Annotated in this window: 23 protein-coding genes; 10 read left to right on the top strand and 13 right to left on the bottom strand. The window is 62.1% G+C overall.

The annotated features are described in order from the left end of the window. Positions 1-317 precede the first annotated feature (317 nt). From prpB to RC54_RS16520, 6 genes are all read left to right on the top strand, one after another. Positions 318-1,208 carry a methylisocitrate lyase gene (gene prpB / locus RC54_RS16545; RefSeq protein ID WP_061789012.1) on the top strand — a complete coding sequence of 297 codons (891 nt, stop codon included), beginning with the start codon at positions 318-320 and terminating at the stop codon, positions 1,206-1,208. Positions 1,209-1,272: 64 nt separating this feature from the next. After that, a complete protein-coding gene (gene prpC, locus RC54_RS16540; RefSeq protein ID WP_058896157.1) occupies positions 1,273-2,427 on the top strand; it encodes a bifunctional 2-methylcitrate synthase/citrate synthase in 1,155 nt (384 codons plus the stop codon). 279 nt (positions 2,428-2,706) lie between these two features. Next, complete coding sequence (locus RC54_RS16535; protein ID WP_061788999.1) at positions 2,707-3,156, top strand: hypothetical protein; 450 nt, start codon at positions 2,707-2,709, stop codon at positions 3,154-3,156. Positions 3,157-3,515: 359 nt separating this feature from the next. After that, positions 3,516-5,402, top strand: a complete 1,887-nt coding sequence (locus RC54_RS16530) for a propionate--CoA ligase (RefSeq protein ID WP_061788998.1) — start codon at positions 3,516-3,518, stop codon at positions 5,400-5,402. A 130-nt stretch (positions 5,403-5,532) separates the two neighbouring features. Further along, positions 5,533-6,036: an arsinothricin resistance N-acetyltransferase ArsN1 family B gene (locus RC54_RS16525; RefSeq protein ID WP_058896154.1), complete on the top strand. Its 504-nt coding sequence runs from the start codon at positions 5,533-5,535 to the stop codon at positions 6,034-6,036. After that, complete coding sequence (locus RC54_RS16520; RefSeq protein WP_058896153.1) at positions 6,036-6,296, top strand: hypothetical protein; 261 nt, start codon at positions 6,036-6,038, stop codon at positions 6,294-6,296. Before RC54_RS16525 ends, RC54_RS16520 begins: the two co-directional genes overlap by 1 nt. A 75-nt stretch (positions 6,297-6,371) precedes the next feature. On the opposite strand, the gene xth is transcribed toward RC54_RS16520, so the two are convergent. From xth to RC54_RS16490, 6 genes are all read right to left on the bottom strand, one after another. Continuing rightward, the gene (xth, locus tag RC54_RS16515; protein WP_058896152.1) at positions 6,372-7,139 is read right to left on the bottom strand and encodes an exodeoxyribonuclease III; all 768 of its coding nucleotides are present in this window, start codon (positions 7,137-7,139) and stop codon (positions 6,372-6,374) included. 190 nt (positions 7,140-7,329) lie between these two features. Next, entirely contained in the window at positions 7,330-7,899 is a 570-nt protein-coding gene (locus tag RC54_RS16510) for an FxDxF family PEP-CTERM protein (RefSeq protein ID WP_058896151.1), read from the bottom strand. Between the two features lie 567 nt (positions 7,900-8,466). Beyond that, positions 8,467-9,234, bottom strand: a complete 768-nt coding sequence (locus RC54_RS16505) for a MipA/OmpV family protein (RefSeq protein WP_061788997.1) — start codon at positions 9,232-9,234, stop codon at positions 8,467-8,469. 173 nt (positions 9,235-9,407) lie between these two features. Further along, positions 9,408-10,514: an alkene reductase gene (locus RC54_RS16500; RefSeq protein WP_061788996.1), complete on the bottom strand. Its 1,107-nt coding sequence runs from the start codon at positions 10,512-10,514 to the stop codon at positions 9,408-9,410. A gap of 157 nt (positions 10,515-10,671) precedes the next feature. Continuing rightward, positions 10,672-11,661: a dienelactone hydrolase family protein gene (locus RC54_RS16495; protein WP_244216361.1), complete on the bottom strand. Its 990-nt coding sequence runs from the start codon at positions 11,659-11,661 to the stop codon at positions 10,672-10,674. A gap of 22 nt (positions 11,662-11,683) precedes the next feature. Continuing rightward, positions 11,684-13,204, bottom strand: coding sequence for a leucyl aminopeptidase (locus RC54_RS16490; protein ID WP_058896148.1), 1,521 nt, complete (start codon positions 13,202-13,204; stop codon positions 11,684-11,686). A 153-nt stretch (positions 13,205-13,357) separates the two neighbouring features. Here RC54_RS16490 and lptF point away from each other — a divergent pair, with 153 nt between their 5' ends. From lptF to RC54_RS16475, 3 genes are read left to right on the top strand one after another with little or no spacing between them, the layout of a single operon-like run. After that, on the top strand, positions 13,358-14,488 hold the full coding sequence (gene lptF / locus RC54_RS16485) for an LPS export ABC transporter permease LptF (RefSeq protein ID WP_061788995.1): 1,131 nt from the start codon (positions 13,358-13,360) through the stop codon (positions 14,486-14,488). Between the two features lies 1 nt (position 14,489). After that, the gene (gene lptG / locus RC54_RS16480) at positions 14,490-15,620 is read left to right on the top strand and encodes an LPS export ABC transporter permease LptG (RefSeq protein WP_061788994.1); all 1,131 of its coding nucleotides are present in this window, start codon (positions 14,490-14,492) and stop codon (positions 15,618-15,620) included. Positions 15,621-15,665: 45 nt separating this feature from the next. Continuing rightward, on the top strand, positions 15,666-16,052 hold the full coding sequence (locus tag RC54_RS16475) for a sirohydrochlorin chelatase (RefSeq protein ID WP_174526074.1): 387 nt from the start codon (positions 15,666-15,668) through the stop codon (positions 16,050-16,052). 270 nt (positions 16,053-16,322) lie between these two features. On the opposite strand, the gene cobA is transcribed toward RC54_RS16475, so the two are convergent. The 7 genes from cobA to RC54_RS16440 all read right to left on the bottom strand — a co-directional run bounded on the left by cobA (position 16,323) and on the right by RC54_RS16440 (position 23,262). Continuing rightward, the gene (gene cobA, locus RC54_RS16470; protein WP_061788993.1) at positions 16,323-17,084 is read right to left on the bottom strand and encodes a uroporphyrinogen-III C-methyltransferase; all 762 of its coding nucleotides are present in this window, start codon (positions 17,082-17,084) and stop codon (positions 16,323-16,325) included. 37 nt (positions 17,085-17,121) lie between these two features. Further along, entirely contained in the window at positions 17,122-18,453 is a 1,332-nt protein-coding gene (locus tag RC54_RS16465) for a sulfate adenylyltransferase subunit 1 (protein WP_058896144.1), read from the bottom strand. After that, positions 18,453-19,388 (bottom strand): sulfate adenylyltransferase subunit CysD, encoded by a 936-nt coding sequence (cysD, locus tag RC54_RS16460; RefSeq protein ID WP_058896143.1) that lies wholly within the window; start codon positions 19,386-19,388, stop codon positions 18,453-18,455. The genes RC54_RS16465 and cysD overlap by 1 nt, the downstream gene beginning before the upstream one ends. A 49-nt stretch (positions 19,389-19,437) precedes the next feature. Then, positions 19,438-20,169, bottom strand: coding sequence for a phosphoadenylyl-sulfate reductase (locus RC54_RS16455; RefSeq protein ID WP_058896142.1), 732 nt, complete (start codon positions 20,167-20,169; stop codon positions 19,438-19,440). A gap of 38 nt (positions 20,170-20,207) precedes the next feature. After that, complete coding sequence (locus RC54_RS16450; RefSeq protein WP_058896141.1) at positions 20,208-20,735, bottom strand: DUF934 domain-containing protein; 528 nt, start codon at positions 20,733-20,735, stop codon at positions 20,208-20,210. After that, positions 20,728-22,425: a nitrite/sulfite reductase gene (locus tag RC54_RS16445; RefSeq protein ID WP_058896140.1), complete on the bottom strand. Its 1,698-nt coding sequence runs from the start codon at positions 22,423-22,425 to the stop codon at positions 20,728-20,730. Before RC54_RS16445 ends, RC54_RS16450 begins: the two co-directional genes overlap by 8 nt. 63 nt (positions 22,426-22,488) lie before the next feature. Next, positions 22,489-23,262, bottom strand: a complete 774-nt coding sequence (locus RC54_RS16440; RefSeq protein ID WP_017451664.1) for a sulfite exporter TauE/SafE family protein — start codon at positions 23,260-23,262, stop codon at positions 22,489-22,491. Between the two features lie 181 nt (positions 23,263-23,443). Here RC54_RS16440 and RC54_RS16435 point away from each other — a divergent pair, with 181 nt between their 5' ends. Continuing rightward, entirely contained in the window at positions 23,444-24,385 is a 942-nt protein-coding gene (locus RC54_RS16435) for a CysB family HTH-type transcriptional regulator (RefSeq protein ID WP_017451665.1), read from the top strand. The last annotated feature ends 90 nt before the right edge of the window (positions 24,386-24,475 follow it).

Raw genomic sequence — 24,475 nt, 5'->3', positions numbered from 1 at the left:
TCAGCCTAAGTGTTCGATGTGTTTCAGTGAAACGTTAATGTAACACTGGTGAAACCGGGATGCTTGTGCCAGATCAAGTCCGGGTAGCCACAAAGCTTGCTCGCCGCCGACCAGGGTCGGTGCTGACATCCCCCATCTGACGTGGGTTCCAGCCTGTATGAAGGTTTATTCGCAGGACCAAGCATCCCATGCTGCACTGCGATGGCACGACCGTTGCAATAGTGAACGACAAGCACCGCAGTCGGCAGCCCCGCTACCGCTGCCACGCCAGCATCCCGTCCATCCAGCAACCTACCCTTATCAAGAAGGTGTCCACCATGGCTCTCCACTCCGCAGGCGCAGCGTTTCGCCAGGCCGTCAAGGAAGAATCCCCGCTGCAAGTCATCGGCGCGATCAACGCCAACCATGCTTTGCTGGCCAAGCGCGCCGGTTTCCGTGCGATCTACCTGTCCGGTGGCGGCGTGGCCGCCGGCTCGCTGGGCTTGCCCGACCTGGGCATTTCCAGTCTGGATGACGTGCTCACCGACGTGCGCCGCATCACCGATGTGTGCGACCTGCCGTTGCTGGTGGATGTGGATACCGGCTTCGGTGCCTCGGCCTTCAACGTGGCGCGTACCGTCAAGTCGATGATCAAGTTTGGCGCGGCTGCCATGCATATCGAAGACCAGGTCGGCGCCAAGCGCTGCGGCCATCGTCCCAACAAGGAAATCGTCAGCAAGCAGGAAATGGTGGACCGCATCAAGGCCGCCGTGGATGCCCGCACCGATGACAACTTCGTCATCATGGCGCGCACCGATGCGCTGGCCGTGGAAGGCCTGGAGGCCGCCGTGGAGCGCGCCGTGGCTTGCGTCGAGGCCGGTGCCGACATGATCTTCCCGGAAGCCATCACCGACCTGGCCATGTACCAGCAGTTCGCCAACGCGGTCAAGGTGCCGATCCTGGCCAACATCACCGAGTTTGGCTCGACCCCGCTCTTTACGGTGGAAGAATTGAAGGGCGCGGACGTCGGGCTGGTGCTCTACCCGCTGTCGGCCTTCCGCGCCATGAACAAGGCCGCCGAAAACGTCTACCAGGCGATCCGCCGCGACGGCACCCAGAAGAACGTGGTCGATACCATGCAGACCCGCATGGAACTGTACGACCGCATCGATTACCACAGCTACGAGCAGCGCTTGGATGCGCTGTTTGCCCAGCAGAAGAACAAGTAAGACGTCAATCAGTAATCCCTTCCGATAATGGTTTTCACCGAATAGCGAATACGAGGAGCACACGATGAGCGAACAACAAGCCGCAGGTTTCAAGCCCAAGAAGTCCGTTGCCCTGTCTGGCGTCACCGCCGGCAACACTGCCCTGTGTACCGTGGGCAAGACCGGCAATGACCTGCACTATCGCGGCTACGACATCCTGGATGTGGCCGATAGCTGCGAGTTCGAAGAAATCGCCCACCTGCTGGTGCATGGCAAGCTGCCCACCGCGGCCGAACTGCGCGCTTACAAGGCCAAGCTGAAAGCCCTGCGCGGCCTGCCGGCCAACGTCAAGGCGGCGCTGGAATGGCTGCCGGCCGCCTCGCACCCGATGGATGTGATGCGCACCGGCGTGTCGGCTCTGGGCTGCGTGCTGCCCGAGAAGGATGACCACAACACCCCCGGCGCGCGCGACATCGCCGACCGCCTGATGGCTTCCCTCGGTTCCATGCTGCTGTACTGGTACCACTACAGCCACAACGGCAAGCGCATCGAAGTCGAGACCGATGACGACTCCATCGGCGCCCACTTCCTGCACCTGCTGCATGGCGAAAAGCCCTCCGAGGCCTGGGAAAAGGCCATGCACACTTCGCTGATCCTGTACGCGGAACACGAATTCAATGCCTCCACCTTCACCGGCCGCGTCATCGCCGGTACCGGTTCGGACATGTACTCGGCCATCACCGGCGCCATCGGTGCGCTGCGCGGTCCCAAGCATGGCGGCGCCAACGAAGTGGCCTTCGAGATCCAGAAGCGCTATGACAATCCCGACGAAGCCGAAGCCGACATCCGTCGCCGCGTCGAGAACAAGGAAGTGGTGATCGGCTTCGGTCACCCGGTCTACACCATCTCCGACCCGCGCAACAAGGTCATCAAGGAAGTGGCACGCAAGCTCTCCAAGGAAGCCGGTTCGACCAAGATGTTCGATATCGCCGAACGCCTGGAAACGGTCATGTGGGACATCAAGAAGATGTTCCCCAACCTGGACTGGTTCTCGGCCGTGTCCTACCACATGATGGGCGTGCCCACCGCGATGTTTACGCCGCTGTTCGTCATTGCCCGCACTTCGGGCTGGGCCGCGCACATCATCGAGCAGCGCATCGACAACAAGATCATCCGCCCCTCGGCCAACTACGTGGGCCCGGAAGACTTGAAGTTCGTGCCGATCGGCAAGCGCAAATAAGCCGATCAGCCAATCAGCAATATGCAATATGTATTGATGGCAGGAAGCCAACACGCAGTGCATTGATGGGGCAAGGGAGGAAGAGGGCGCGGGAGCAGCAAGAAGAAGGAAGCGGCGGCCAGGGCTGGTCGCCGCATTCCCCAGGTGGTAGCCGATCACAACAGATTGTAGATTTGTAACAAGCGTTACATGTGGTCGAGTCCGGTGCAATAACTTGTTAAGATGCGGTCGGATCTTTTTCTTCCCCGCGTCCACCCCCGACTCTCCATGGATCATCCGATGATTGCTGCCATCGTTTCCTGCGGTATTTCCCGCCGTATTTCCCATTTTCCTTTCAAGTCCCTGGGACTGGCCGCTGCCGCTGCTGTAGCACTGGCCGCCTGTTCTTCCACCCCGGTGCCGGTCACCGAAACCAAGCCGGTCTTGCCGCAGTTGCTGCAAGCGCCCGCAGCCACGCAACCGACCTGGGCCACTCAGTTGAAGACCGGTGCCTTCAGCTGCGAGATGGGCAACAAGGTCGAAATCCGCATGGATGGCCGCGTCACCGATGGCGTCACGCTGGTGTGGAAAGGCAGCAGTTACATGATGAACCCGGTCAGCACCTCGACCGGTGCAGTACGCCTGGAGAACAAGGGCGAAGGCCTGGTGTGGATCCAGATCCCGTCGAAGTCCATGCTGCTCAATTCCAAGATCGGGCAGCAGCTCGCCAACGATTGCCGCACGCGCTAAAGGCGCAGCGCGTCGTGGTGATGAGCTGACTGCGGCGCGTTCTTCTTTCCTCCCGTTTCCTCTTCCCTTGTCATGCCGTCGGTCTTGTGCCAGCGGCATCGATTCTGCTTGCCGGTGCATTGCATTGCGTGGCGTAGCGTGGCATTGCGTCGGCAGCACCAGACTTGATCTGCATCAGTGGCAACCCGGCATGGCGCGGGCCGATTCAGCCCACCGTAAGCTTCAGGTGCAAGACTGATCAGAACGTCGCATGAAGGCCGAGCAAGCACCTTGCACGAGAGCCACCCGACGCACGACCCGCAAGCCACGATAGCCCAGGGCGACAGCCGTTTTCAATTCGAAAGTCATGAGGAGACGTCATGCAATACGAGGATTTCTATCGCCGCTCCATCGAGCATCCCGACACCTACTGGGCCGAGGAAGCACAGCGCATCCACTGGGAGACGCCCTTCACCCGCACCCTCGATTATTCGCGCGCGCCGTTTGCGCGCTGGTTCATCGGCGGCACCACCAATCTGTGCTACAACGCGGTGGACCGTCACCTGGCCGAGCGCCCCACGCAAGCCGCGCTCATTGCCATTTCCACCGAAACTAATAGCGAGCGCGTCTACGACTTTGCCGAACTGCACCGCGAAGTGCAGGCCATAGCCGCCACCATGCTGGCGCTGGGCGTGCAGCGCGGCGACCGCGTGTTGATCTACATGCCCATGATCGCCGAGGCCGTGTTTGCCATGCTGGCCTGCGCGCGCATCGGGGCGGTGCATTCGGTGGTGTTCGGCGGCTTTGCCTCCAACAGCCTGGCTTCGCGCATCGATGATGCGCAACCCTGCCTGATCGTGTCGGCCGATGCCGGCTCGCGCGGCGGCAAGGTGATTCCCTACAAGGGGCTGCTGGATGAGGCGATCAACCTGGCCCAGCACAAGCCGCAGCGGGTGCTGCTGGTGGATCGCGGCCTGGCCGAGATGGCGCGCACGCCGCAGCGTGACGTCGACTACGCGCAGTTACGCCAGCAGCACCTGGACCAGCCGGTGCCGGTCACCTGGCTGGAATCGAACGACACCAGTTACGTGCTCTACACCTCCGGTACCACTGGCAAGCCCAAGGGCGTGCAGCGCGATGTGGGCGGCTATGCGGTGGCGCTGGCCTCATCCATGCAGCACATCTTCTGCGGCCAGCCCGGCCAGACCTACTTCTGCACCTCCGACATCGGCTGGGTGGTGGGCCACTCCTACATCGTCTATGGACCGCTGATCGCCGGCATGGCCACCGTGCTCTATGAAGGCCTGCCGATCCGGCCCGACGCCGGCATCTGGTGGAGCATCGTCGAGAAATATAAGGTCAGCCGCATGTTCTCCGCGCCCACCGCGATTCGCGTGCTCAAGAAGCAGCCGCCCGAATGCATGGAGCGCTACGACACGTCGTCGCTCAAGGCGCTCTACCTGGCGGGCGAGCCGCTCGATGAAACCACCTCCAGCTGGATTTCCGGCGCCCTGAAGGTGCCGGTCATCGACAACTACTGGCAGACCGAATCGGGCTGGCCCATCATCTCGATCGCCAAGGGCATCAGCGACAAGCCCACCCGCCTGGGCAGTCCGGGCGTGCCCATGCCGGGCTACCGCCTGGCCATCCTCAATGAAGCTACCGGCGAGCCTTGCGCGGCCGGCGAGAAGGGCGTGGTGGCCATCGAAGGGCCGTTGCCGCCGGGATGTATGCAGACCGTCTATGGCGACGATGCGCGCTTCGTGAACACCTACTGGCGCAGCCTGCCGCGCGAGGTGTATTCCACCTTCGACTGGGGCATCCGCGATGCGGACGGTTACTACTTCATCCTGGGCCGCACCGACGACGTCATCAACGTCGCCGGCCATCGCCTGGGCACGCGTGAAATCGAAGAAAGCATTTCCAGCCATCCCAATGTGTCCGAGGTGGCCGTGGTCGGGGTGGAAGACAAGTTGAAGGGGCAGGTGGCCTTTGCCTTCGCCATCCCCAAACAGGCCGATGCCATTGCCACACCGGAACAGAGGAAGGCGCTGGAAGCCGAGATCATGGGCGTGGTCGATAAGCAGATCGGCGCCGTGGGGCGTCCGGCGCGGGTGTTCTTCGTCAGCGGCTTGCCCAAGACGCGCTCGGGCAAGCTGTTGCGCCGGGCCATACAATCCATCTGCGAAGGCCGCGATGCGGGCGACCTGCCCACCATCGAGGATCCGGCTGCACTGGAACAGGTGCGCGCGGCACTGCGCGATTGAGCCGGTTGAGCGGTCGCTTGTGCCATCGGAGGTGTGGCGGTCATGCGCGCAGCATGGCCGCCATGGCGGGCTTAATTTGGTTACACTGACGGCTTCGATTCCGTTTGCTCTTCCATTCGCCCATTCGCCCATGCAGCCTTCCATCCGCCCGGCCACCGCCGCCGACGCTGCCGCCCTGTGCGGCATCTACAACCATTACGTCCAGACCACCGTCATCAGCTTCGAGACCGAAGCGGTCAGCGTCGAGGCCATGGCCGCGCGCATTGCCGAGGTGCAGGCGCAGTTTCCCTGGCTGGTCTTTGAAGAGAACGGTGAGGTGCTGGGTTATGCCTATGCCAGCAAATGGAAGCCGCGCGCGGCTTACCAGCACTCGGTGGAAAGCTCGGTCTACCTGCGTCACGATGCCGGTGGACGTGGCATCGGTAAGCAGTTGTACCGTGCATTGATCGCCCGGCTCAAGCCCCTGGGCGTACACCTGGTCATCGGCGGCATCGCCCAGCCCAACCCGGCCAGCGTGGCCTTGCATGAGAGCGTGGGGTTCGTGAAGTGTGGCGTCTTCACGGAAGTGGGTTACAAGATGGGGCGCTGGATCGACGTGGGCTATTGGCAACTCAAACTGCAGGAGGCCCACTGATGAGATCGACCCGCGCCGCCAGCGCCATCGAGCGTCTCAACAATCGCACCGAATCGCGTGAATATTCCATGCTGCGCACCTCGGATGAACGTTTCATCCTGACCCGGCGCGTAGTGGGCCAGCCGCTGGAAAAGCTCAACGAAGCCATGGAACTTGACGACTTCGTCACCTTCGTCAATGCCCAGGGGCCGCAGAAGGCCAAGCGCGTGAGCAAGCTGGACGTGCAGTTCGAAAAGAACATGCGCAACAAGAAAGAATAAACGCCACCCGAGGGTGGCGTTGAGCAGGATCATCCGTAAATGATATAAATCATTTACGGATGATCTGAATCGATTTCAGTCTGCCAGCGTCGCGATCACCGGCGCGTGATCCGAAGGCTGTTCCCACTTGCGCGGCACCTTGTCGATCACGCAGGCGGTGCAACGCGGCACCAGTTCTTCCGACAACAGGATGTGGTCGATGCGCAGACCCCGATTGAGGCGGAAGCCCATCTGCCGATAATCCCACCAGCTATACATCTTTTCCGGCTGTTCGAAGAGGCGATAGGAGTCGGTGAGGCCCAGCGCCTGCAGCTTGCGGAAGGCCTCGCGCTCGGGTTCGGACACCAGCACCTGGCCTTGCCAGGCCACTGGATCATGCACGTCGCGGTCTTCGGGGGCGATGTTGTAGTCGCCCAGCAGGGCCAGGCGCGGATTGCTGGCTTTCTCCTGGGCCAGCCATTCATGCAGCGCTGCCAGCCAGTTCAGCTTGTAGGGATACTTCTCGGAGTCCAGCGACTGGCCGTTGGGAATATAGGCGCACACATAGCGCACGCCTTCGATGGTGGCGGCGATGATGCGTTGCTGTTCATCGGGGAACAGCGGATTGTTCTTGACCACGTCATTCATCGGATGGCGCGACAGGATGGCCACGCCGTTATAGGTCTTCTGGCCCGAGAACTCGACCAGGTAACCGGCCGCGGCGATCTCGGCGGCGGGGAACTTGTCGTCGGTCAGTTTGGTTTCCTGCAGGCAGAGCACATCGACCGGGTTTTCTTCCAGCCATTTCAAGACTTGCGGCAGGCGGACCTTGAGGGAGTTGACGTTCCAGGTGGCGATTTTCATGGGGACAATGCGGTGGTGAATCGGAGACAACCCTTGCGGGCGAAGGTCGCCATCTTACCGCATTCATGCCAGCCACATATCGATCGGGTTGGCGCCGGTCGGCAGGCAGAAGGGGAGCGCCGTCTCCGGTGCTCCCCTGGTTGCGACATCGATAGTCAGGACATCACCATCAACCGTCAGCACCCGCCCATCACGCCGCCATCATCTGCGCGCCGTTCATCTGCTCGCTCTTGTCACCGGACTTGCGGCGACGATAAGCCGCAAAGCCGATCAAGCCCAGGCCACCCAACATCATGGCGGTGGTCGAGGCTTCCGGCACCGCTGCCACGCTGATGTTGCCTGCGAAGCTGCCGCCCTTGCTGCCCAGCACACTGCCTGCTACCGACAGTGTGTACAAGCCGGGGTTCAGGCCATTGGTGCTCAGGCTGAAGGTCTGCAGGTCACCGCTGCTTTGTTGGATGCCGGTATAGGTGTGGCCGTTGCCGCTTAAGGTGAAGCTGCTGATGCTCACGCTGGAGATGTTGCCCAAAGCAATCGAGACCAGCGCCGAGGAGACCGAGGAGCCGACGCTGCTGACGGTGAAGGTGAATTTCTCCAGGAAGCTCTTGCCGGTGGTGCCAGTGCCGAAACTCGCATTGAAAGTGGACGTGGCATCGGTCCACACCAGTGCTTGCGAGTGTTGGATGTCTGCCGCACTGGCTGAGCAAGCCATGGCGAGGAGGGCGGATGCAACAAGGAAACTGCTCGACAGTTTTTTCATTACAACACCTCTTTCAAGTTCGATGGACTGCGATTTGACGACGAAAGCATTGCAAGGAGGAGTGCTCAGACGGGTTTCACTGTTGCTGCTGGCGAGGCCGGATTAGCAACTCCATTTGTGATATTTAGTCATGGTGATGAAATTAGATTAATATAAAAATACTAATTATCGCAACTGAATATTACGTTTTATTTTAATTTGTATTGTGGTTCGGAAACGCTGAAAGCCGCTCTGGTAAACGCTTTCAGGAATTGTGCTTGTTTTTGCAAGGCAATTTGTTTTGGTGCGGAAATTAAGTTTCCTCAGTTAATTTATTTTTCTTGTGGGCTGAAAAATAGGACAAAATTTACATGAGAAAAAGTGACGTATGAAAATATTCTAAAATGTTTCCGTGCGGATCAAGGCGTATCCATGAAGCAAGGCGCCATAAGAGGAAAGGGAAATGAGCAGGGCAATATCGCCCGCAAGAATGAGGCGGCGATGATGGAACGCAGAGGAGGAAGGCGGCGCTTGCGCCCTGTCACACGTCGCTACGCTCGTGTGACAGGGGGCGTGCAGTGGGAGGGCTTACTTGAAGTGGTAGCTTAGTGCGACGATGGCGGTGTCGTCGGTGCGGCGACGAACCAGCGGGCTGTCGCTCACGGTGTTGTCGAGCCACTTGCGGCGCCAGTGCAGGTTCAGATGCCAGTCGCCGCTTAATGGTACATCGGCTGCCAGGCCGAAGATCGGGCTGGTGGAAGAACCCACACTGTATTGGCGTAGGCCGCTGGCGGCGGACTCGCTGGCGGAGACGCCGAAGTAATAATCGTTGTAGCTGCTGCTGCGATATTCCACCCCGGCTTCCGGGTAGATGCTGACCCGGCCCAGGTCGACCTGGGCGGCATAGATGGCTTCGGCCAGCGTGCCATGCGAGGTATTGAAGTCGCGGAAGACATTGAGGAAGAAGGCGCCGAACGGAGTTTCCTGGTAGGTGCCCAGGCCCAGCGGGATGGGATTGGAGCGACGGTGCAGGCCGTGGTCGGCGTTGAAGCCTTCGACGTTCACGCGCCCAGCCAGTTCCAGATAGCCATAGCCCATGCGGGCGGTCTTGATGCCGAAGGTATCGACGCGGGCGAAGAAGCGGCCATAGTCAAAGTAGGCATAGGGCAATGCCAGCGTTTCACTGCGGCGCTTGAGGTCGTTGCGGTCGAGCCGGTAGAGGCCGGCGCCAAGGTCGCCGGTGATGCGGTCCTGCAGTTGCAGGGGATCGGTGGCACTGTCGGACGGTGCGACCTGCTGGGCCTGCACGGACAGGCTGCCGCAGGCCAGGATAAGGGCGGCGAAATAATTTTTCATGTTGGGCGGTGGATGAGAACGCAACCGGCATTGTAACGGGCCGGGGCAGCGTCTCGTACGAAATGCGTGAAGCCGCTGCAGGAAACGTCACATTCCAGCACAGCCGAAAAAACGGCCTGCCAGGTGGCAGGCCGTGCTGGGCACTCGGCGCTTGGGCCGCTCTCAGACCACCATCATGCCGGTTGCAGCGGCGGGTAATCGGTATAGCCTTCGGCGCCGCCGCCGTAGAGCGTGGCCTGGTTGATCTGGGCCAGTGCGGCACCGGCCTTGAAGCGTTGCACCAGATCGGGGTTGGCGATCCATGGCCGGCCAAAGGCCACCAGGTCGGCCAGGTTGCGCGCGCGGGCCTGGACTGCCATCTCCAGGTCATAGCCATTGTTGGCGATGTAGAGGCCCTGGAAGAGCTCGCGCAGCACCTGCAGGTCGAAGCCGCCTTCGACTTCGCGCGGGCCACCGGTGGCGCCTTCCACCACGTGCAGGTAGACCAACTGGTAGCGGTTCAATTGCTGCACCACGTAGCGGAAGAGGGCTTCTGGATTGCTGTCGGCGATGTCGTTGGCCGGGCTGATGGGCGAGAGGCGGATGCCCACGCGCTCGCTGGGTATGACCGAGGTGACTGCTTCCACCACCTCCAGCAGCAGGCGGGCGCGGTTTTCGATGCTGCCGCCGTAGGCGTCGGTGCGCTGGTTGCTCTTGTCGCGCAGGAACTGATCCAGCAGATAGCCATTGGCAGCGTGGATTTCCACGCCGTCGAAGCCGGCTTGCATCGACAGTTGCGCGGCGGTTTTGTATTGCTCGACGATGCCGGGCAGTTCGGCGATCTCCAGCGCACGTGGTTCGACGAAGGGCTTGAAGCCGCTTTCGGTGAAGGCATTGCCTTCCGGGCGGATGGCCGATGGCGCCACCGGCAGGGCGTGGCCGGGTTGCAGGTCGGGGTGGGAGATGCGACCCACATGCCACAACTGCAGGAAGATGCGGCCGCCCTTGGCATGTACGGCATCGGTGATCTTTTTCCAGCCGGCCACCTGAGCCTGGTTATAGATGCCCGGCGTCCAGGCATAGCCCTTGCCTTGCGGCGAGATTTGCGTTGCCTCGGCGATGATGAGGCCGGCCCCGGCGCGCTGGGCATAGTACTCGGCGGCCAGGTCGGTGGGGACGTCACCGGCCAGGGCGCGACTGCGGGTGAGCGGGGCCATGACGATACGGTTCTGCAATTGCACTGCGCCCAGTTGGACGGGCTGGAAGAGGTCGCTCGCGAGATGGGCATTGGCGTTGGTCATGCTGATCCTTTCTGCTTGCAGGGAGGGAAGAAGTGCGTCGGCGTTCTTGCTTTCTGACCGACCACGATTGGTGCGCAGTGTTCCGCAAAAGGAGGATCAGTCTAGACCGGAACGGTCGTCTTTGCAGCCGGTCGTCCGCACTTTGTGCAGCGGCAACTCAGGGCTGGATCGGCAGCCGGTCCAGCCAGGGGCCCAGGCGGGTGAGGGCATCCTGGCGTGCGGCCCGGTTGGCATCGATGGCCTGGCGGGCGCGCTCGGGGTCGTCGAAATCATGGGTAGCACCGGGGTAGAGCGTCACCACCGGGGCGCTGGCCTGGCGGATGGGGATGGCATGGCGCAGCACGCGCTGGCAAGTCAGCGGCGAGACTTCGGCATCGGCCGCGCCCAGCAGCACCTGGATCGGTTTATCGATCTCGGGCCTGCGCGAGAGCAGGGCTTGCGGCCCGCAGCCGGGGTAGAACACCAGGGCGGCGGCAAAGCTGGGGCTGCCTGCGGGGCGTTGCGCCTGGCGCTGCATGACGTTCAAGGCGGTGCTGCCGCCATTGGACCAGCCTTGCAGCATGATGCGGCGCGGATCGACCTCTTCGCGCCCGGCCAGCCAGGTCAGCGCACCTTCGGCATCCAGCGGACGCACGCTCAGTTCGTTGACGGCAGCGCGCTGGGGTGTGCCGTGGGTATGGCGACCGAAGCCGTGGGCCACGCCGCGTGGCCCGAAACTGTCCACCAGCAGCACCAGGTAGCCACGCGCCAGCCAGTAGGCGGCCCAGGCGCGGTGGCGCGCCGATAGGGTGCTGGCGTCGCAGGGCGAGGGAATGGCCGGGCCGATCTGCGTGCATTGGGCGTTGATGCGGCTGGAATAGAGGCCGGCGCGGCCATGCAGCAGCACCATGGCCGGATGTGGCCCCGGGCCGAACGGCGAAAACAGATAACCGGTCAGCGCGGTGCTGCCATCGGCCGACGGAAAGCGCACGGTCTGGGCCGGCGGCAAGCTGGCGGCCGGTACCAGGGCCGGCCAGGCCAGTAACAGGCCGTATATGAAGAAAAACCACCGCCAAAGCGGTGGTTTCCGGGACAGTGCCGACGGCTGCGGCGCCCAGGGCTGGCGCAGCGACAGGGCAGATAGATACGTGAATATTATTTCCACCATGTACTGCGCCCCTGCGGCGGCCTCAGGCGCGGGCCGACTTGGCGCGTGCCTGGTTGAGCAGCCAGGTGGTCAGCAAGGGGACCGGACGACCGGTGGCACCCTTGGCAGCGCCGCTCTTCCAGGCGGTACCGGCGATGTCCAGGTGGGCCCAGGTGTACTTGCGGGTGAAGCGCTCCAGGAAGCAGGCGGCGGTGATGCTGCCGGCCGGTTGGCCACCGATGTTGGCGATATCGGCGAAGTTGGACTTCAGTTGCTCCTGGTAGACCTCCTGGATCGGCATCCGCCAGGCGCTGTCGCCGCTGTCGCGACCGGCGGCCAGGAGGGCGTTGGCCAACTGGTCGTGGGCTGCATCTTCGCGGGTGAACAGGCCCGAGTTGTGGTGGCCCAGGGCCACGACGCAGGCGCCGGTCAAGGTGGCGATGTCGACCACGGCGGCCGGCTTGAAGCGTTCCACGTAGGTCAGTGCGTCGCACAGGATCAGGCGGCCTTCGGCATCGGTGTTGAGCACTTCGATGGTCTGGCCGGACATCGAGGTGACGATGTCGCCCGGCTTGGTGGCGCGGCCCGAGGGCATGTTTTCGCAGGTCGGGATGACGCCGATGACGTTCAGTTTCAAGCCCAGTTCGGCGATGGTACGGAAGGTGCCCAGCACCGAGGCGGCGCCGCACATGTCGTACTTCATCTCATCCATGTTCAGGCCCGGCTTGAGCGAGATGCCGCCGGTGTCGAAGGTGATGCCCTTGCCCACCAGCACGACCGGCGCATCCTTGGCCTTGCCGCCCAGGTGCTTGATGACGATGAACTTGGGCGGCTCGTCGCTGCCGTTGGTGACCGACAGGAAGCTGCCCATCTTCAGCGCTTCCAGTTGCTTGCGGTCCAGCACTTCCACGCCCAGCTTGAAGTCCTTGGCCAGCTTCTTGGCGGTATTGGCCAGGTAGGTGGGGGTGCAGACGTTGCCGGGCAGGTTGCCCAGTTCCTTGGTCAGGGCCATGCCATTGGCCAGGGCCACGGCTTCGGACAGGGCAGTCTTGGCGGCGGTGCCTTCGGTGGCGGCCACCAGCAGGGTGATCTTCTTGACGCCGGTGGGAGCCGGGTCTTTCTTGCTCTTCAAGGTGTCGCAACGATAGACCGCGTCGCGTCCGGCCAGCACCACGGTGCGGATGGCCCAGGCCAGGTCGCGCTCCTTGACGTCCTCGAAAGGCAGGGCCAGGGCGGCATCGCTGCAGCCCAGCGTGGCCAGGGTGCGCACCAGCGCGCCGGCGGCGGTGGCAAAGCTCTTGTCGCTGATCTCTTCTTCGGCGCCCAGGCCCAGCAGCACGATGCGTTCGGCGGCGATGCCGGTCACGCCGCGCAGCAGCAGGGTGGTGCCGGGCTTGCCGGAAATGTCGCCCGACTTCAGGGCGGCACTGATGGCGCCCAGCTTGTCCAGGGCGCCAGCGGCCTTGGATAGTTTGCGGTTTTCATAGATGCCAACGACCAGGGCGCCGGTCTTGACGCCGGTGATGGCGTTTTTTGCGTCCAATGTTTTTGTGCTAAAGTCCATCGTTCGTCCTTTATATGAATTACTTGGCGATTATAGAGCGCATTGACACGCAATGTGCGATGAGTTCGGCCAGGTGAGCCAGCCCTGGACACGATGCCGGGCCCAGGCCACGGAAGCAATGACCCCGACACCAGAGACCAATCCAGTATCCCCATGATTTTCCAGCGCGCCCTCAGACGCGAATTGACCAGCACCGCAGGTGGGGTCTTCACTACGCTGTTCACCATCACGCTGACCGTGATGCTCATCAAGATCCTCGGCCAGGCCGCGGGTGGCCAGGTGGCGTCGCAAGACGTGCTGGCCCTGATCGGCTTCCAGTCGCTGAACTACATGCCCATCATCCTGATCCTCACCGGCTTCATTTCGGTGCTGCTGGTGATGACGCGCAGCTACCAGGATTCCGAGATCGTGGTCTGGTTCTCCTGCGGCATGTCGCTCACGCGCTGGATCGCCCCGGTGCTGCGCTTCGGCTGGCCCATCATGGCGCTGGTGGCGGTGCTGTCCTTCGTGGTCACGCCCTGGGCCAATGAGCAGAGCAGCGAATATCGCAGCCGCTTCGAGCAGCGCGAAGACATCGCCCGCGTCTCGCCGGGCAAGTTCCAGGAATCGGCGGCGGCCAACCGCATCTTCTTCGTCGAAGGTATTTCCGGCGATGCCTCCAAGGTGCGCAATATCTTCGTCAATACCATCAACCAGGATGGCAAGAACAGCGTGGTGGTGGCCAAGGAAGGCGAGACTACGGTGGATGCCGATGGCGAGAAGTTCGTGGTCATGCAAAAGGGACGCCGCTATGACGGTTCGCCCAGCCTGCCGGATTTCCAGATCGTCGACTTCGAGCGCTACGGCCTGTTGATCGGCAACCAGTCGCAGACGGCAGCCGGTGAACGTTCGGCGCGCGCCCTGCAGATGAACGAGTTGCTGGCCAAGCGCGATGGCTTTGCGCGCGGCGAACTGCTGTGGCGTATTGCGCTGCCCTTGATGGCGCTGGCCCTGATGCTGCTGGCCATTCCGCTGTCCTTCGTGAATCCACGTGCCGGCCGTTCGCTGGGCCTGCTGGTGGCGCTGCTGCTGTTCGTGGTCTACAGCAATACGGTGAGCGTGTTCCAGGCCTCGGTGGCGCAGCAACGCATGAGTTTCGTGATGGCCTGGTGGCCGGTGCACCTGATCGTCGCGCTGCTGATCGTGGGCATGTTTGCCCTGCGCCTGAACATCAACCATCCTTTCCACCCATCCCGGTTGTGGAGCCGAGTGCGGCGCGCCATGACGTTCCAGCGCGAGGCCTGAGATGAGAGTCATCCAACGTTACTTCACCACCGAGATCACGCGCTCGGTATTCTTTGCGCTGGCAGCCTTCCTGGCCTTGTTTGCCTTCTTCGAGATGATGGGGCAGCTGGAACAGGTCGGTCGCAATGGCTACAAGTTGCAGCAGGCAGTGTTCTATGTGTTGATGGGCTTGCCTGGCAATGTCTATGAACTGATGCCCACCGCCGTGCTGATCGGTACCATCTATACGCTCTCGCAACTGGCGGCGCGTTCCGAATTCACCATCATGCGTGTTTCCAGCATGTCCACCGGCATGGCGGCCAAGGTGCTCTTGCGCATCGGCGTGGGCTTTGCGGTCATCACCATCATCTTTGGCGAACTGATCGCACCCAAGGCGTCGGAGTGGGCCGAGAAGCTCCGATTGCAAGCACAGGGCTCCTCGATGTCCTCACAGTTCCGTTCCGGCATGTGGGCCAAGGACGTGATCAAGGACCACGGCCTGGAAGGCAACGTCACCGGCAGCCGCTTCATCAACATCCAGACCGTGCAACCGGATGGCCGTATCGAAGGCGTCAAGCTCTACGAACTCGATACCGACTTCCACATGGCGCGCATGGTCACGGCCAAGAGCGGGATGTACGAAGGCGATCATCAATGGGTGTTGAGCGACGTGGTGCAATCGGACTTCACCGGCGACAAGGACCGCAAGATCACCGAGCCGGTCAAGACGATGAAGCTGGCGCAGATGAAGCTGGTTTCGGAGGTGACACCGGAAATCCTCTCGGTGCTCTTCGCCGACCCGGACCGCATGTCGGCCTATGACCTGCTGGCCTATACCAAGCACCTGGAAGCCAACAACCAGCGCACCGACCGCTACGAGATCGCCTTCTGGAAGAAGATCGTCTATCCGCTGTCGATCTTCGTGATGCTGGCACTGGCCTTGCCCTTTGCCTACCTGCATTTCCGTGCCGGTGGCGTGAGTCTGAAGATCTTCACCGGCATCATGATCGGGGTGTGCTTCCAGCTCATCAATAGCCTGTTTTCACACCTGGGCTTGCTCAACACCTGGCCGCCCTTCATGACGGCGGCGCTGCCTAGTCTGTTGTTCATGGTGCTGGCCATCGGCTCGTTGTGGTGGGTGGAGCGCACTTGAGTCCGACCGTTTTATCTCATTAGCCTGAAAGACCTGTTGCCCATCATGAGCGAGTCCGTCACCCAAAGCCTGATCCTGTTCGCCCACGGCGCACGCGACCCCGCCTGGGCCGCGCCTTTCGAACGCCTGCGCGCACTGACCCAGGCGGCCATGCCGGGGGCCAGCGTGCAACTGGCCTTCCTGGAACTGATGCAGCCCGATCTGCCCACCGTCGCGGCCCAACAGGTGGCTGGCGGTAGCCGGTGCATCACCGTGATCCCGGTGTTCCTGGGGCAGGGCGGCCATGTGCGTCGCGACTTGCCGGAACTGCTGGAACAACTGCGCCAGGCGCATCCGGGCGTAGAGATTCGCACGGTGCCGGCAGTGGGGGAGGATGAAGCGGTATTGCAGGCGATTGCAGCGTATTGCGTCGGGACGGCGCGTCAAGCCTGAGTAGCGGGTTGCGCTGGCTTCGCTGGCTTTTTCATTCGGCAATCAGCGTCCAGGTTACTGTTTCACGGCCCAGGTATTGGCCGTGCGGTCCCAGGGGGCGTCGTAGCGCCTGACCAAGATTGGCGAATTTTTTTCGCCAGTCAGGGTGTCGGGTTGTACGGAGTGGGATAAAAACGACGGGGTGAGGGGACGTGTTGGGTAGCCGGCACATACGTACCGCCTGTGCCGTCTCCACGCCAAACACATTGCGCAAGGCGGCATCGCGCCGTTTCAGTTCCGATCCGCCAGTGCCGGTCCGATCATTACCAGCACCGGTCCGCTGCAGGCTTGCAGCCCGGCTTCCAGGCCGGCCAGTTGCAGATGGTAGATGTGCTGGTCAGCGCGGCTGCAGTTTTCCACCACCACCACTGGTGTCTCGGGCGCATGGCCCAGGGCCAGCAGGCGTTGCGCGGTGGCCGTGGCTTCGCGGCCACCCATGTATTGCACCAGCGTATCACCATTGGGCATACGCACTTCGTCCGGTTCATCGACCCCCGTGCTGGACGTAAACAGCGAGACGCTGCGCGCAATCCCGCGCCGCGTCAGCGGGCGCTTGGCGGCGGAGGCAGCGGCCAGCGCGGCGGTGATGCCGGGGACGATCTCAAAGGGAATGTTGTGCTCTTCCAGCGCCCGCATTTCTTCATCGGCACGGCCGAAAAGCATGGGGTCGCCGCCTTTCAGACGCACCACACGGCGATACTGCTGGGCTGCCTCGACCAGCTTCTGGTTGATGACGGGCTGGGCCGTGGAGCGCTGGCCGCTGCGCTTGCCCACCGAGACCAGCACGGCTTGCGGGCACAGGGCCAGGATGTCGGGGGTAACCAGGGCATCGTGCAGCACGATCTCGGCTTGCGCCAGGAGACGTGCGGCACGCACCGTCAACAGGTCAGCGGCGCCAGGGCCGGAGCCGACCAGCCATACCATGCCCGGATGTTCCGGGCTGGGGGCGGGTGAATCGGAAGAAAGTGAAGTCGCTGCCTGTTGGGTGGCCATGGCCTGGTCGAAGATACGATTGCGGATCGAAAGAAAATCAGTCGATCCGAATCATACCAGCGGCGACCGTCTGGTGGCTCACTTCGTCGATCAGGATGAAGGCGCCGGTGGCGCGGATATCCTGATAGGCATCGGCGGCGATGGGCTGCTGCACGTTGACGCTGATGCGGGCGATGTCGTTGAGCTTCAAGGTCTCGGCCGGGCGGCGTTCCTGGGTGTTGATGTCCAGCAGCGTATCGACCTTGGCTACGCGCGCGGCCACCTGCTTGGTGGTGTGCTTGAGCCAGTACTTGCGACGCAGGTCCAGCGGTTCTTCGGACAGCCAGCACACATCGGCGTTGACGCTCTTGAGGATGGTCGAAGGCTGGGCAGCCGACGCCAGCAGATCGCCGCGCGAGATGTCCAGGTATTCGTCCAGCAGGATGGTCACCGACTGGCCGGCCGCGGCCGATTCCAGCGAGCCGTCCAGGGTCTGGATGTCCTTGACGGTGGCGCTCTGGCCGCTGGGCAGCACCACCAGCTTGTCACCACGGGCGACCTTGCCGGCTTCGATGCGGCCCATGTAGCCACGGAAGTCATTGGCTTCATGGCCGTTGTGGCGCGCCACCAGTTGCACCGGGAAGCGGAAGGCTTCTTCGTGCGCATCTTCATACACTGACAGCGATTCCAGCAGGGTGATCAGCGTCGGCCCCTGATACCAGGGCATCCGCGCGCTGGCTTCCACCACGTTGTCACCGGCCAGGGCCGACAGCGGGATGGCGTGTACGTCCTGCAAGCCCAGTTGCTGCGCGAACTGCTGGTAGGCGCCGACGATGCGGTCATAGACGGTCTGGTCGTAGTCCACCAGGTCCATCTTGTTGACGGCCACGATCACGTGCTGGATCTGCAGCAGGTGGGCGATGGTGGAGTGGCGCTTGGTCTGGGTCAGCAGTTCCACGCTGCCATCATCGCCCAGCTTCACCTTGGAGACGTCCACCAGGATGATGACGGCGTCAGCAGTCGAGGCACCGGTGACCATGTTGCGGGTGTACTGCTCGTGACCGGGGGTGTCGGCGATGATGAACTTGCGCTTGGGCGTGGCGAAGTAGCGATAGGCCACGTCGATGGTGATGCCTTGCTCGCGCTCGGCTTCCAGGCCATCGGTGAGCAGCGACAGGTCTACCGTATCGCCCACGGTACGCTTGTGCTTGGCGCGCGAGATGGCGTCGAGCTGATCGGCGAAGATGCCCTTGCTGTCGAACAGCAGGCGACCGATCAGGGTGCTCTTGCCATCGTCCACGGAACCGGCAGTGATGAAGCGCAGCAGGCCGCGTTCGTGCGATTGTGCGGAGGCCTGGGCCAGTTGTGCTTGGGTTGCGGCGGCGTTCATCAGAAATATCCTTCCTTCTTGCGTTTTTCCATTGAGGCTTCGGACGTCTGGTCGTCCATGCGGGTCGCGCCGCGCTCGGTAATCTGGGTCACTGCGGTCTCGGCGATGATGGCTTCCACCGAAGCGGCATCGGAGGCGACCGGGCAGGTGCAGGAGATGTCGCCCACGGTACGGAAGCGGACGACCTGCTTTTCCACGGTCTCGCCTTCGCGCGCCGGGGTGAGGTCGGTCAGCGGGACCAGCAGGCCATTGCGCGGGATCACTTGGCGCTCATGGGCGAAGTAGATCGAGGGCAGGGCCAGCTTTTCGCGGGCGATGTATTGCCACACATCCAGTTCGGTCCAGTTGGAGATGGGGAAGACGCGCATGTTCTCACCCGGATGCACGCGGGTGTTATACAGGTCCCACAGCTCGGGGCGCTGGGCCTTGGGGTTCCATTGGCCGAATTCGTCGCGGAAGGAGAAGATGCGTTCCTTGGCGCGGGCCTTTTCTTCATCGCGGCGCGCGCCGCCGATACAGGCGTCGAACTTGAATTCCTCGATGGTTTCCAGCAGCGTCACGGCTTGCGCAGCGTTGCGCGAATCGGTTTGCGGATTGCGCAGGCGCACGGTGCCACGCTTGATCGAGTCTTCCACCGAACGCACCACCAGGCGCTCGCCCAGTTCAGCGGCGCGGCGGTCACGGAATTCGATGACTTCCGGGAAGTTGTGGCCGGTATCGATGTGCACCAGCGGGAAGGGGAACTTGCCGGGGCGGAAGGCCTTCTCGGCGATGCGCAGCAGCACCACCGAGTCCTTGCCGCCGGAAAACAGCAGCGCCGGGTTGCTGCACTCGGCCGCGACCTCGCGCATGATGTGGATGGCTTCCGATTCCAGCCAGTCGAGGTGACGGTTGCTGGCGTTGTCCAAAAAGAGTGTGTCTACCGCTGTGTTCATGCCGGACCTTCCGATGCTTTGCTTGTTGTTGCTCTGGTTGAATTCTGGTTCAGCTCGCTGCGTGCGCCTTGATGCGCACCAGCTTGCCATCGACCACATGCAGGCCGCATTCCTTGGAGTCTGGGTTCTCCCACCACCAGCGGCCGGCGCGGATATCCTCGCCGGGCTGGATGGCGCGGGTACAGGGCTCGCAGCCGATGGACGGATAACCCTGGTCGTGCAGCGGGTTGTAGGGCACGTCGTTGGCGCGGATGTAGTCCCACACGTCCTGTTCCGACCAGTCGGCCAGGGGGTTGAACTTCTCCATGCCGTGGGCTTCGTCGCGTTCCTGCACGTGCAGCTCAGCCCGTGTGACCGATTGCGCACGGCGCTGGCCGGTGACCCAGGAAGCCTTGCCTTGCAGAGCGCGGTTCAGCGGCTCCATCTTGCGGATGTGGCAGCATTCCTTGCGCAATTCCACGCTGTCGTAGAAGGCATTGGCGCCGTTCTTCTGTACGTAGGTCTCGACCGCTTCGGGCTGCGGACGGTAGGGCGCGACTTCGTAGTCGTAGGTTTCGCGGATGCGATCGATCATCCCTACGGTTTCCTTGTGCAGGCGACCGGTTTCCAGGGTGAAGATGCTGATGCGATCCTGCAGCTTGCCGCGCAGGATCAGGTCGGTCAGCACCATGTCTTCGGCCGCGAGGCTGGAGGCCAGCGCAGCCGGGGCGTACTCGGCGGCGATGCGTTCCAGCGTGGCCTGGGTCTTGGCGATGAGGTCTTGCAAGCCTGGGTTAGCCATGGGCTGTCCTTCCTTCTTCACAATCTGGGTTCAGCGGTTCAGTCGGCGGTCTGCACGGTCTCGCGCTTGACGCGGCGGAACAGCGGGTTTTTCTCGTCCCAGGAGGTCTGGTACTTCTCGGAGAAGTCGGTCAGGCCCTTGACGGCGTCATGGATGTTCTTGTCGGCCCGCACGGCGAAGGCGTCGAAGCCCACGCGCTGCATGTAGAACAACTGGTCGCGCAGCACATCGCCGATGGCGCGCAACTCACCGGTATAGCCCAGGCGGGCGCGCAGGTTGTAGGCGATGGAATAGCCACGGCCATCGGCGAACTTGGGGAAGTCCACGGCGATGACCTTGAAGCTGTCCAACTGGCCCTTCAGTTCTTCCGGGCGCTCATCGCTGGCCAGCCACACGCCGATCTCGGCACGCGACTTCAGGGCTTCGCCCTGCGCCTGCCATACCTTGAGCGGCACGATCACGCGGCCTTGCGGGACGTTGACGTTCTCTGCGGTCTCGCCTTCAGCCAGGCGCAGCACGCTCCAGTCGTCACTGACGACGGTCTTGTTCTTGATGATTTCAGGCATTTGCGTCTTCTCCTGCGACATACTCGGCCGAACGGATCGGCGTTGCGTAAACGAATTCCTTGAACGGGGTCACACCGATGCGGCGCACGGTGTCGATGAAGCGTTCTTCCTCGGTGCGCTGCTTGACATACACCTGCAGCAGGCGGTCGATGACAGTGGGCATCTGGGTGGCCGAGAACGAGGGGCCGATGATCTTGCCCACCGAAGACTCGTTGCCCTGGGCGCCGCCCAGCGACACCTGGTACCACTCGGAACCATCCTTGTCCACACCCAGGATGCCGATGTTGCCCACGTGATGGTGGCCGCAGGCATTGATGCAACCGGAGATGTTCAACTCGATGTCGCCGATGTCATGCTGGAAGTCGATGTTCTCGAATTTCTCGGCGATGGCCTGGGCGATCGGGATCGACTTGGCATTGGCCAGCGAGCAGAAGTCGCCGCCGGGGCAGCAGATGATGTCGGTCAAGAGGCCAATGTTCGGGGTGGCCAGGCCATGCGACTTGGCCGCTTGCCACAGCGCGTACAGCTCGGATTGCTTGACGTCGGCCAGCACCAGGTTCTGTTCGTGGGTCACGCGCAGCTCACCAAAGCTGTACTGGTCGGCCAGATCGGCCACAAAGTTCATCTGATCGGCGGTGATGTCACCCGGCGGCACGCCCGGTTTTTTGAGCGACAGGATCACGGCAGCATAGCCGGCCTTCTTGTGCGCCTTGACGTTGCGCTTGATCCAGTTGGCAAAGCCGCGGTCTTCCGCCTTCAGGCGTTCATATTCGGCATCCACCGCCGGCAGGGTTTCATAGGCCGGGTCGGTGAAGAACTTGGCTACGCGTTGCAGCTCTTCTTCGGTCAGGGTGGAGGGGCCATCCTTGATGTCGGCCCATTCTGCTTCCACCTGGCGGGCGAACTCCTCGGGGCCGATGGCCTTGACCAGGATCTTGATGCGCGCCTTGTACATGTTGTCGCGGCGGCCGTACTGGTTGTAGACGCGCAGGATGGCTTCCAGGTAGGACATGGCGTGCTGCCAGGGCAGGAAGTCACGGATGACGCTGCCCAGGATGGGAGTGCGGCCCATGCCGCCGCCCACCAGCACGCGAAAGCCCACTTCGCCGGCTTCGTTCTTGATGACATGCAGTCCGATGTCATGCACGGCGGTGGCCGCACGGTCTTCGGCGGCGCCGCTGATGGCGATCTTGAACTTGCGCGGCAGGTAGGCGAATTCGGGGTGGAAGGTGCTCCACTCGCGGATCAGTTCGGCATAGGGCCGCGGATCGACGATTTCGTCAGCGGCCACGCCAGCCAGTTCGTCGGAGGTGGTATTGCGGATGCAGTTGCCGGAGGTCTGGATGGCGTGCATTTCGACGCTGGCCAGCTGTTCCAGGATCTCGGGCGATTCTTCCAGCTTGATCCAGTTGAACTGGATGTTCTGGCGGGTGGTGAAGTGACCATAGCCGCGGTCGTACTTGACGGCGATCTCGGCAAACTTGCGCAATTGATTGGAGGCCAACATGCCATAGGGAATGGCGATGCGCAGCATGTAGGCATGGCGTTGCAGGTACAGGCCGTTCTGCAGGCGCAGGATACGGAATTCGTCTTCGGCCAGTTCATCCGACAGGCGCCGACGCACCTGGTCCCGGTATTGTGCGACTCGCTCTTTGACGATCAGGTGATCGTATTGGTCATAGCGGTACATCTTGTCTTCCCTGTTAACGTCTTATGGGCGCCCGGATCAGGGTGCGCCCGATTGAAAATAAGCCTACCAAATCAGCTTGACTGCAACGCTCGTCAGCGTAATGGCCAGCAGGCCGCGCAAGAATTTCTCCGGCACCGCTCGCGCCGCGAGCGAACCGATGGTGATGCCCGGCACCGAACCCAGCAACAGGGTGGCCAGCAATTCCCAGTTGATCGAACCCAGCCACCAGTGACCCAGAGCCGCAATGGCGGTCAGCGGGACGGCATAGGCGATGTCGGTACCCGCGATCTCGGCCGGAGACAGGCGAGGATACAGCAAGACCAGCAAGGTCGCGCCGACGGCACCGGCGCCGATGGAAGAAATGGTCACCAGCGTACCCAGCAGGGCGCCGGCAGCAATGGTCGCCGTGGCCAAGGTGCTGCCCTGCAACTGACGTTGCGGATGGGCATTGAGCCAGGCTTGCATCCGCGAACGGAACAGCAGGGCGATCACGGTCAACAACACCGAAATGGCGATCGAATAACGGATGGTCAGGGCAATGCCCTCGCTGACGGCGCCGAAGTGCTTCAACAGCAGCGTGGTCACCAGCGCGGCGGGCAGGGCGCCATAAGAGAGGCGACGCACCACATCCCAGCGCACGGTACCCTTGAAGCGGTGGGCCAGGGTGCCGGCAGTCTTGGTGGCCGAGGCAAAGGCCAGATCGGTACCTACGGCCACCGATGGATGGATGCCGAACAGCAAGGTCAACAGCGGTGTCATGAGCGAGCCGCCACCGACCCCGGTCAGTCCGACCAGCAGTCCTACGGCAAATCCGCTTACTACATAAGAAACAGTCATAACACCTCGCCCATTAGTCTGCGAATCGTAATAAACTTATGTTTCAAACCAAACTACATAGTATTTATTTGCTTATATACGCCTTTGGCATATGGAAATGCGGCAAATGAAGCAGGCAAGGTCAATGAGGCTGGCGCGGGGCGCCGTCCTGCTGACCAGGTAGAAGCGAAGGAATTCCCACATGAATCTTCATCAATTCCGTTTCGTGCGTGAAGCGGTAAGGCAGAACTTCAACCTGACGGAGGCGGCCAAGGCCCTGTATACCTCACAGCCCGGCGTCTCCAAGGCCATCATCGAGCTGGAAGAAGAGCTGGGCGTGGACATCTTTACCCGCCACGGCAAGCGCATCCGTGGCTTGACCGAGCCGGGCCGGGCGGTGCTGCGGTCGGTGGAACTGATCATGCAGGAAGTGGATGGCTTGAAACGCATCGGCAAGGAATTCGCCGCCCACGACAGCGGCAGTTTCACCATCGCCACCACCCATACCCAGGCGCGCTATGCCTTGCCCAAGGTGGTACAAGCCTTCACCCAGAAATATCCCAAGGTGCATCTTTCCTTGCTGCAGGGCAATCCCAAGCAGATCACCGAGATGGTGCGCAACGACCAGGCCGACATCGCCATCGCCACCGAGGCACTGGCTTCCGGTGAAGGCCTGGTGTCCTTGCCCTGTTATCAATGGGAGCATGTGGTGGTGGTGCCGCCCGACCATCCGCTGCTGCAATCGAAGAGCCTGACGCTCGAAGAGATCGCCGCCAATCCGCTCATTACCTATGATTCCGCCTTCAGCGGCCGCAGCAAGATCGACCATGCCTTCTCGCTGCGCCACCTGAAACCGGACGTGGTGCTGGAAGCCATCGACGCCGATGTCATCAAGACCTACGTGGAACTGGGCATGGGCGTGGGCATCATTGCCGGCATCGCCTTCGATGCCGAGCGCGACCGCGGCTTGCGTGCCATTCCGGCTGGCCACCTGTTTGGCACCAATGTCTCGCGGGTGGCCTTAAAGCAAGGGGCGTATTTGCGGGGATATGTCTATACCTTCATCGAATTGCTGGCGCCGACGCTGAACCGCAAGCTGATCGCGCAGGTCATGGAGGGCGAGAAGGACATGTATGAACTTTAAGCACCGACACCAATAGAGCACAGCTAGACGAAAGAACGGCCGGATCTGCAAAGATCCGGCCGTTCTCGTTTTTACCGCTTGGCAGCCTGA

The organism is Herbaspirillum rubrisubalbicans (genome assembly GCF_003719195.1).
Taxonomy (GTDB): domain Bacteria; phylum Pseudomonadota; class Gammaproteobacteria; order Burkholderiales; family Burkholderiaceae_D; genus Herbaspirillum; species Herbaspirillum rubrisubalbicans.
Note: the sequence above shows the minus strand (reverse complement) of the source record. Positions and strands in the feature narration are given on the sequence as shown.

Coding starts and splice junctions, on each gene's coding strand:
- prpB (WP_061789012.1), top strand. CDS start 318: ATGGCTCTCCACTCCGCAGGCGCAGCGTTTCGCCAGGCCGTCAAGGAA.
- prpC (WP_058896157.1), top strand. CDS start 1,273: ATGAGCGAACAACAAGCCGCAGGTTTCAAGCCCAAGAAGTCCGTTGCC.
- RC54_RS16535 (WP_061788999.1), top strand. CDS start 2,707: ATGATTGCTGCCATCGTTTCCTGCGGTATTTCCCGCCGTATTTCCCAT.
- RC54_RS16530 (WP_061788998.1), top strand. CDS start 3,516: ATGCAATACGAGGATTTCTATCGCCGCTCCATCGAGCATCCCGACACC.
- RC54_RS16525 (WP_058896154.1), top strand. CDS start 5,533: ATGCAGCCTTCCATCCGCCCGGCCACCGCCGCCGACGCTGCCGCCCTG.
- RC54_RS16520 (WP_058896153.1), top strand. CDS start 6,036: ATGAGATCGACCCGCGCCGCCAGCGCCATCGAGCGTCTCAACAATCGC.
- xth (WP_058896152.1), bottom strand. CDS start 7,139: ATGAAAATCGCCACCTGGAACGTCAACTCCCTCAAGGTCCGCCTGCCG.
- RC54_RS16510 (WP_058896151.1), bottom strand. CDS start 7,899: ATGAAAAAACTGTCGAGCAGTTTCCTTGTTGCATCCGCCCTCCTCGCC.
- RC54_RS16505 (WP_061788997.1), bottom strand. CDS start 9,234: ATGAAAAATTATTTCGCCGCCCTTATCCTGGCCTGCGGCAGCCTGTCC.
- RC54_RS16500 (WP_061788996.1), bottom strand. CDS start 10,514: ATGACCAACGCCAATGCCCATCTCGCGAGCGACCTCTTCCAGCCCGTC.
- RC54_RS16495 (WP_244216361.1), bottom strand. CDS start 11,661: ATGGTGGAAATAATATTCACGTATCTATCTGCCCTGTCGCTGCGCCAG.
- RC54_RS16490 (WP_058896148.1), bottom strand. CDS start 13,204: ATGGACTTTAGCACAAAAACATTGGACGCAAAAAACGCCATCACCGGC.
- lptF (WP_061788995.1), top strand. CDS start 13,358: ATGATTTTCCAGCGCGCCCTCAGACGCGAATTGACCAGCACCGCAGGT.
- lptG (WP_061788994.1), top strand. CDS start 14,490: ATGAGAGTCATCCAACGTTACTTCACCACCGAGATCACGCGCTCGGTA.
- RC54_RS16475 (WP_174526074.1), top strand. CDS start 15,666: ATGAGCGAGTCCGTCACCCAAAGCCTGATCCTGTTCGCCCACGGCGCA.
- cobA (WP_061788993.1), bottom strand. CDS start 17,084: ATGGCCACCCAACAGGCAGCGACTTCACTTTCTTCCGATTCACCCGCC.
- RC54_RS16465 (WP_058896144.1), bottom strand. CDS start 18,453: ATGAACGCCGCCGCAACCCAAGCACAACTGGCCCAGGCCTCCGCACAA.
- cysD (WP_058896143.1), bottom strand. CDS start 19,388: ATGAACACAGCGGTAGACACACTCTTTTTGGACAACGCCAGCAACCGT.
- RC54_RS16455 (WP_058896142.1), bottom strand. CDS start 20,169: ATGGCTAACCCAGGCTTGCAAGACCTCATCGCCAAGACCCAGGCCACG.
- RC54_RS16450 (WP_058896141.1), bottom strand. CDS start 20,735: ATGCCTGAAATCATCAAGAACAAGACCGTCGTCAGTGACGACTGGAGC.
- RC54_RS16445 (WP_058896140.1), bottom strand. CDS start 22,425: ATGTACCGCTATGACCAATACGATCACCTGATCGTCAAAGAGCGAGTC.
- RC54_RS16440 (WP_017451664.1), bottom strand. CDS start 23,262: ATGACTGTTTCTTATGTAGTAAGCGGATTTGCCGTAGGACTGCTGGTC.
- RC54_RS16435 (WP_017451665.1), top strand. CDS start 23,444: ATGAATCTTCATCAATTCCGTTTCGTGCGTGAAGCGGTAAGGCAGAAC.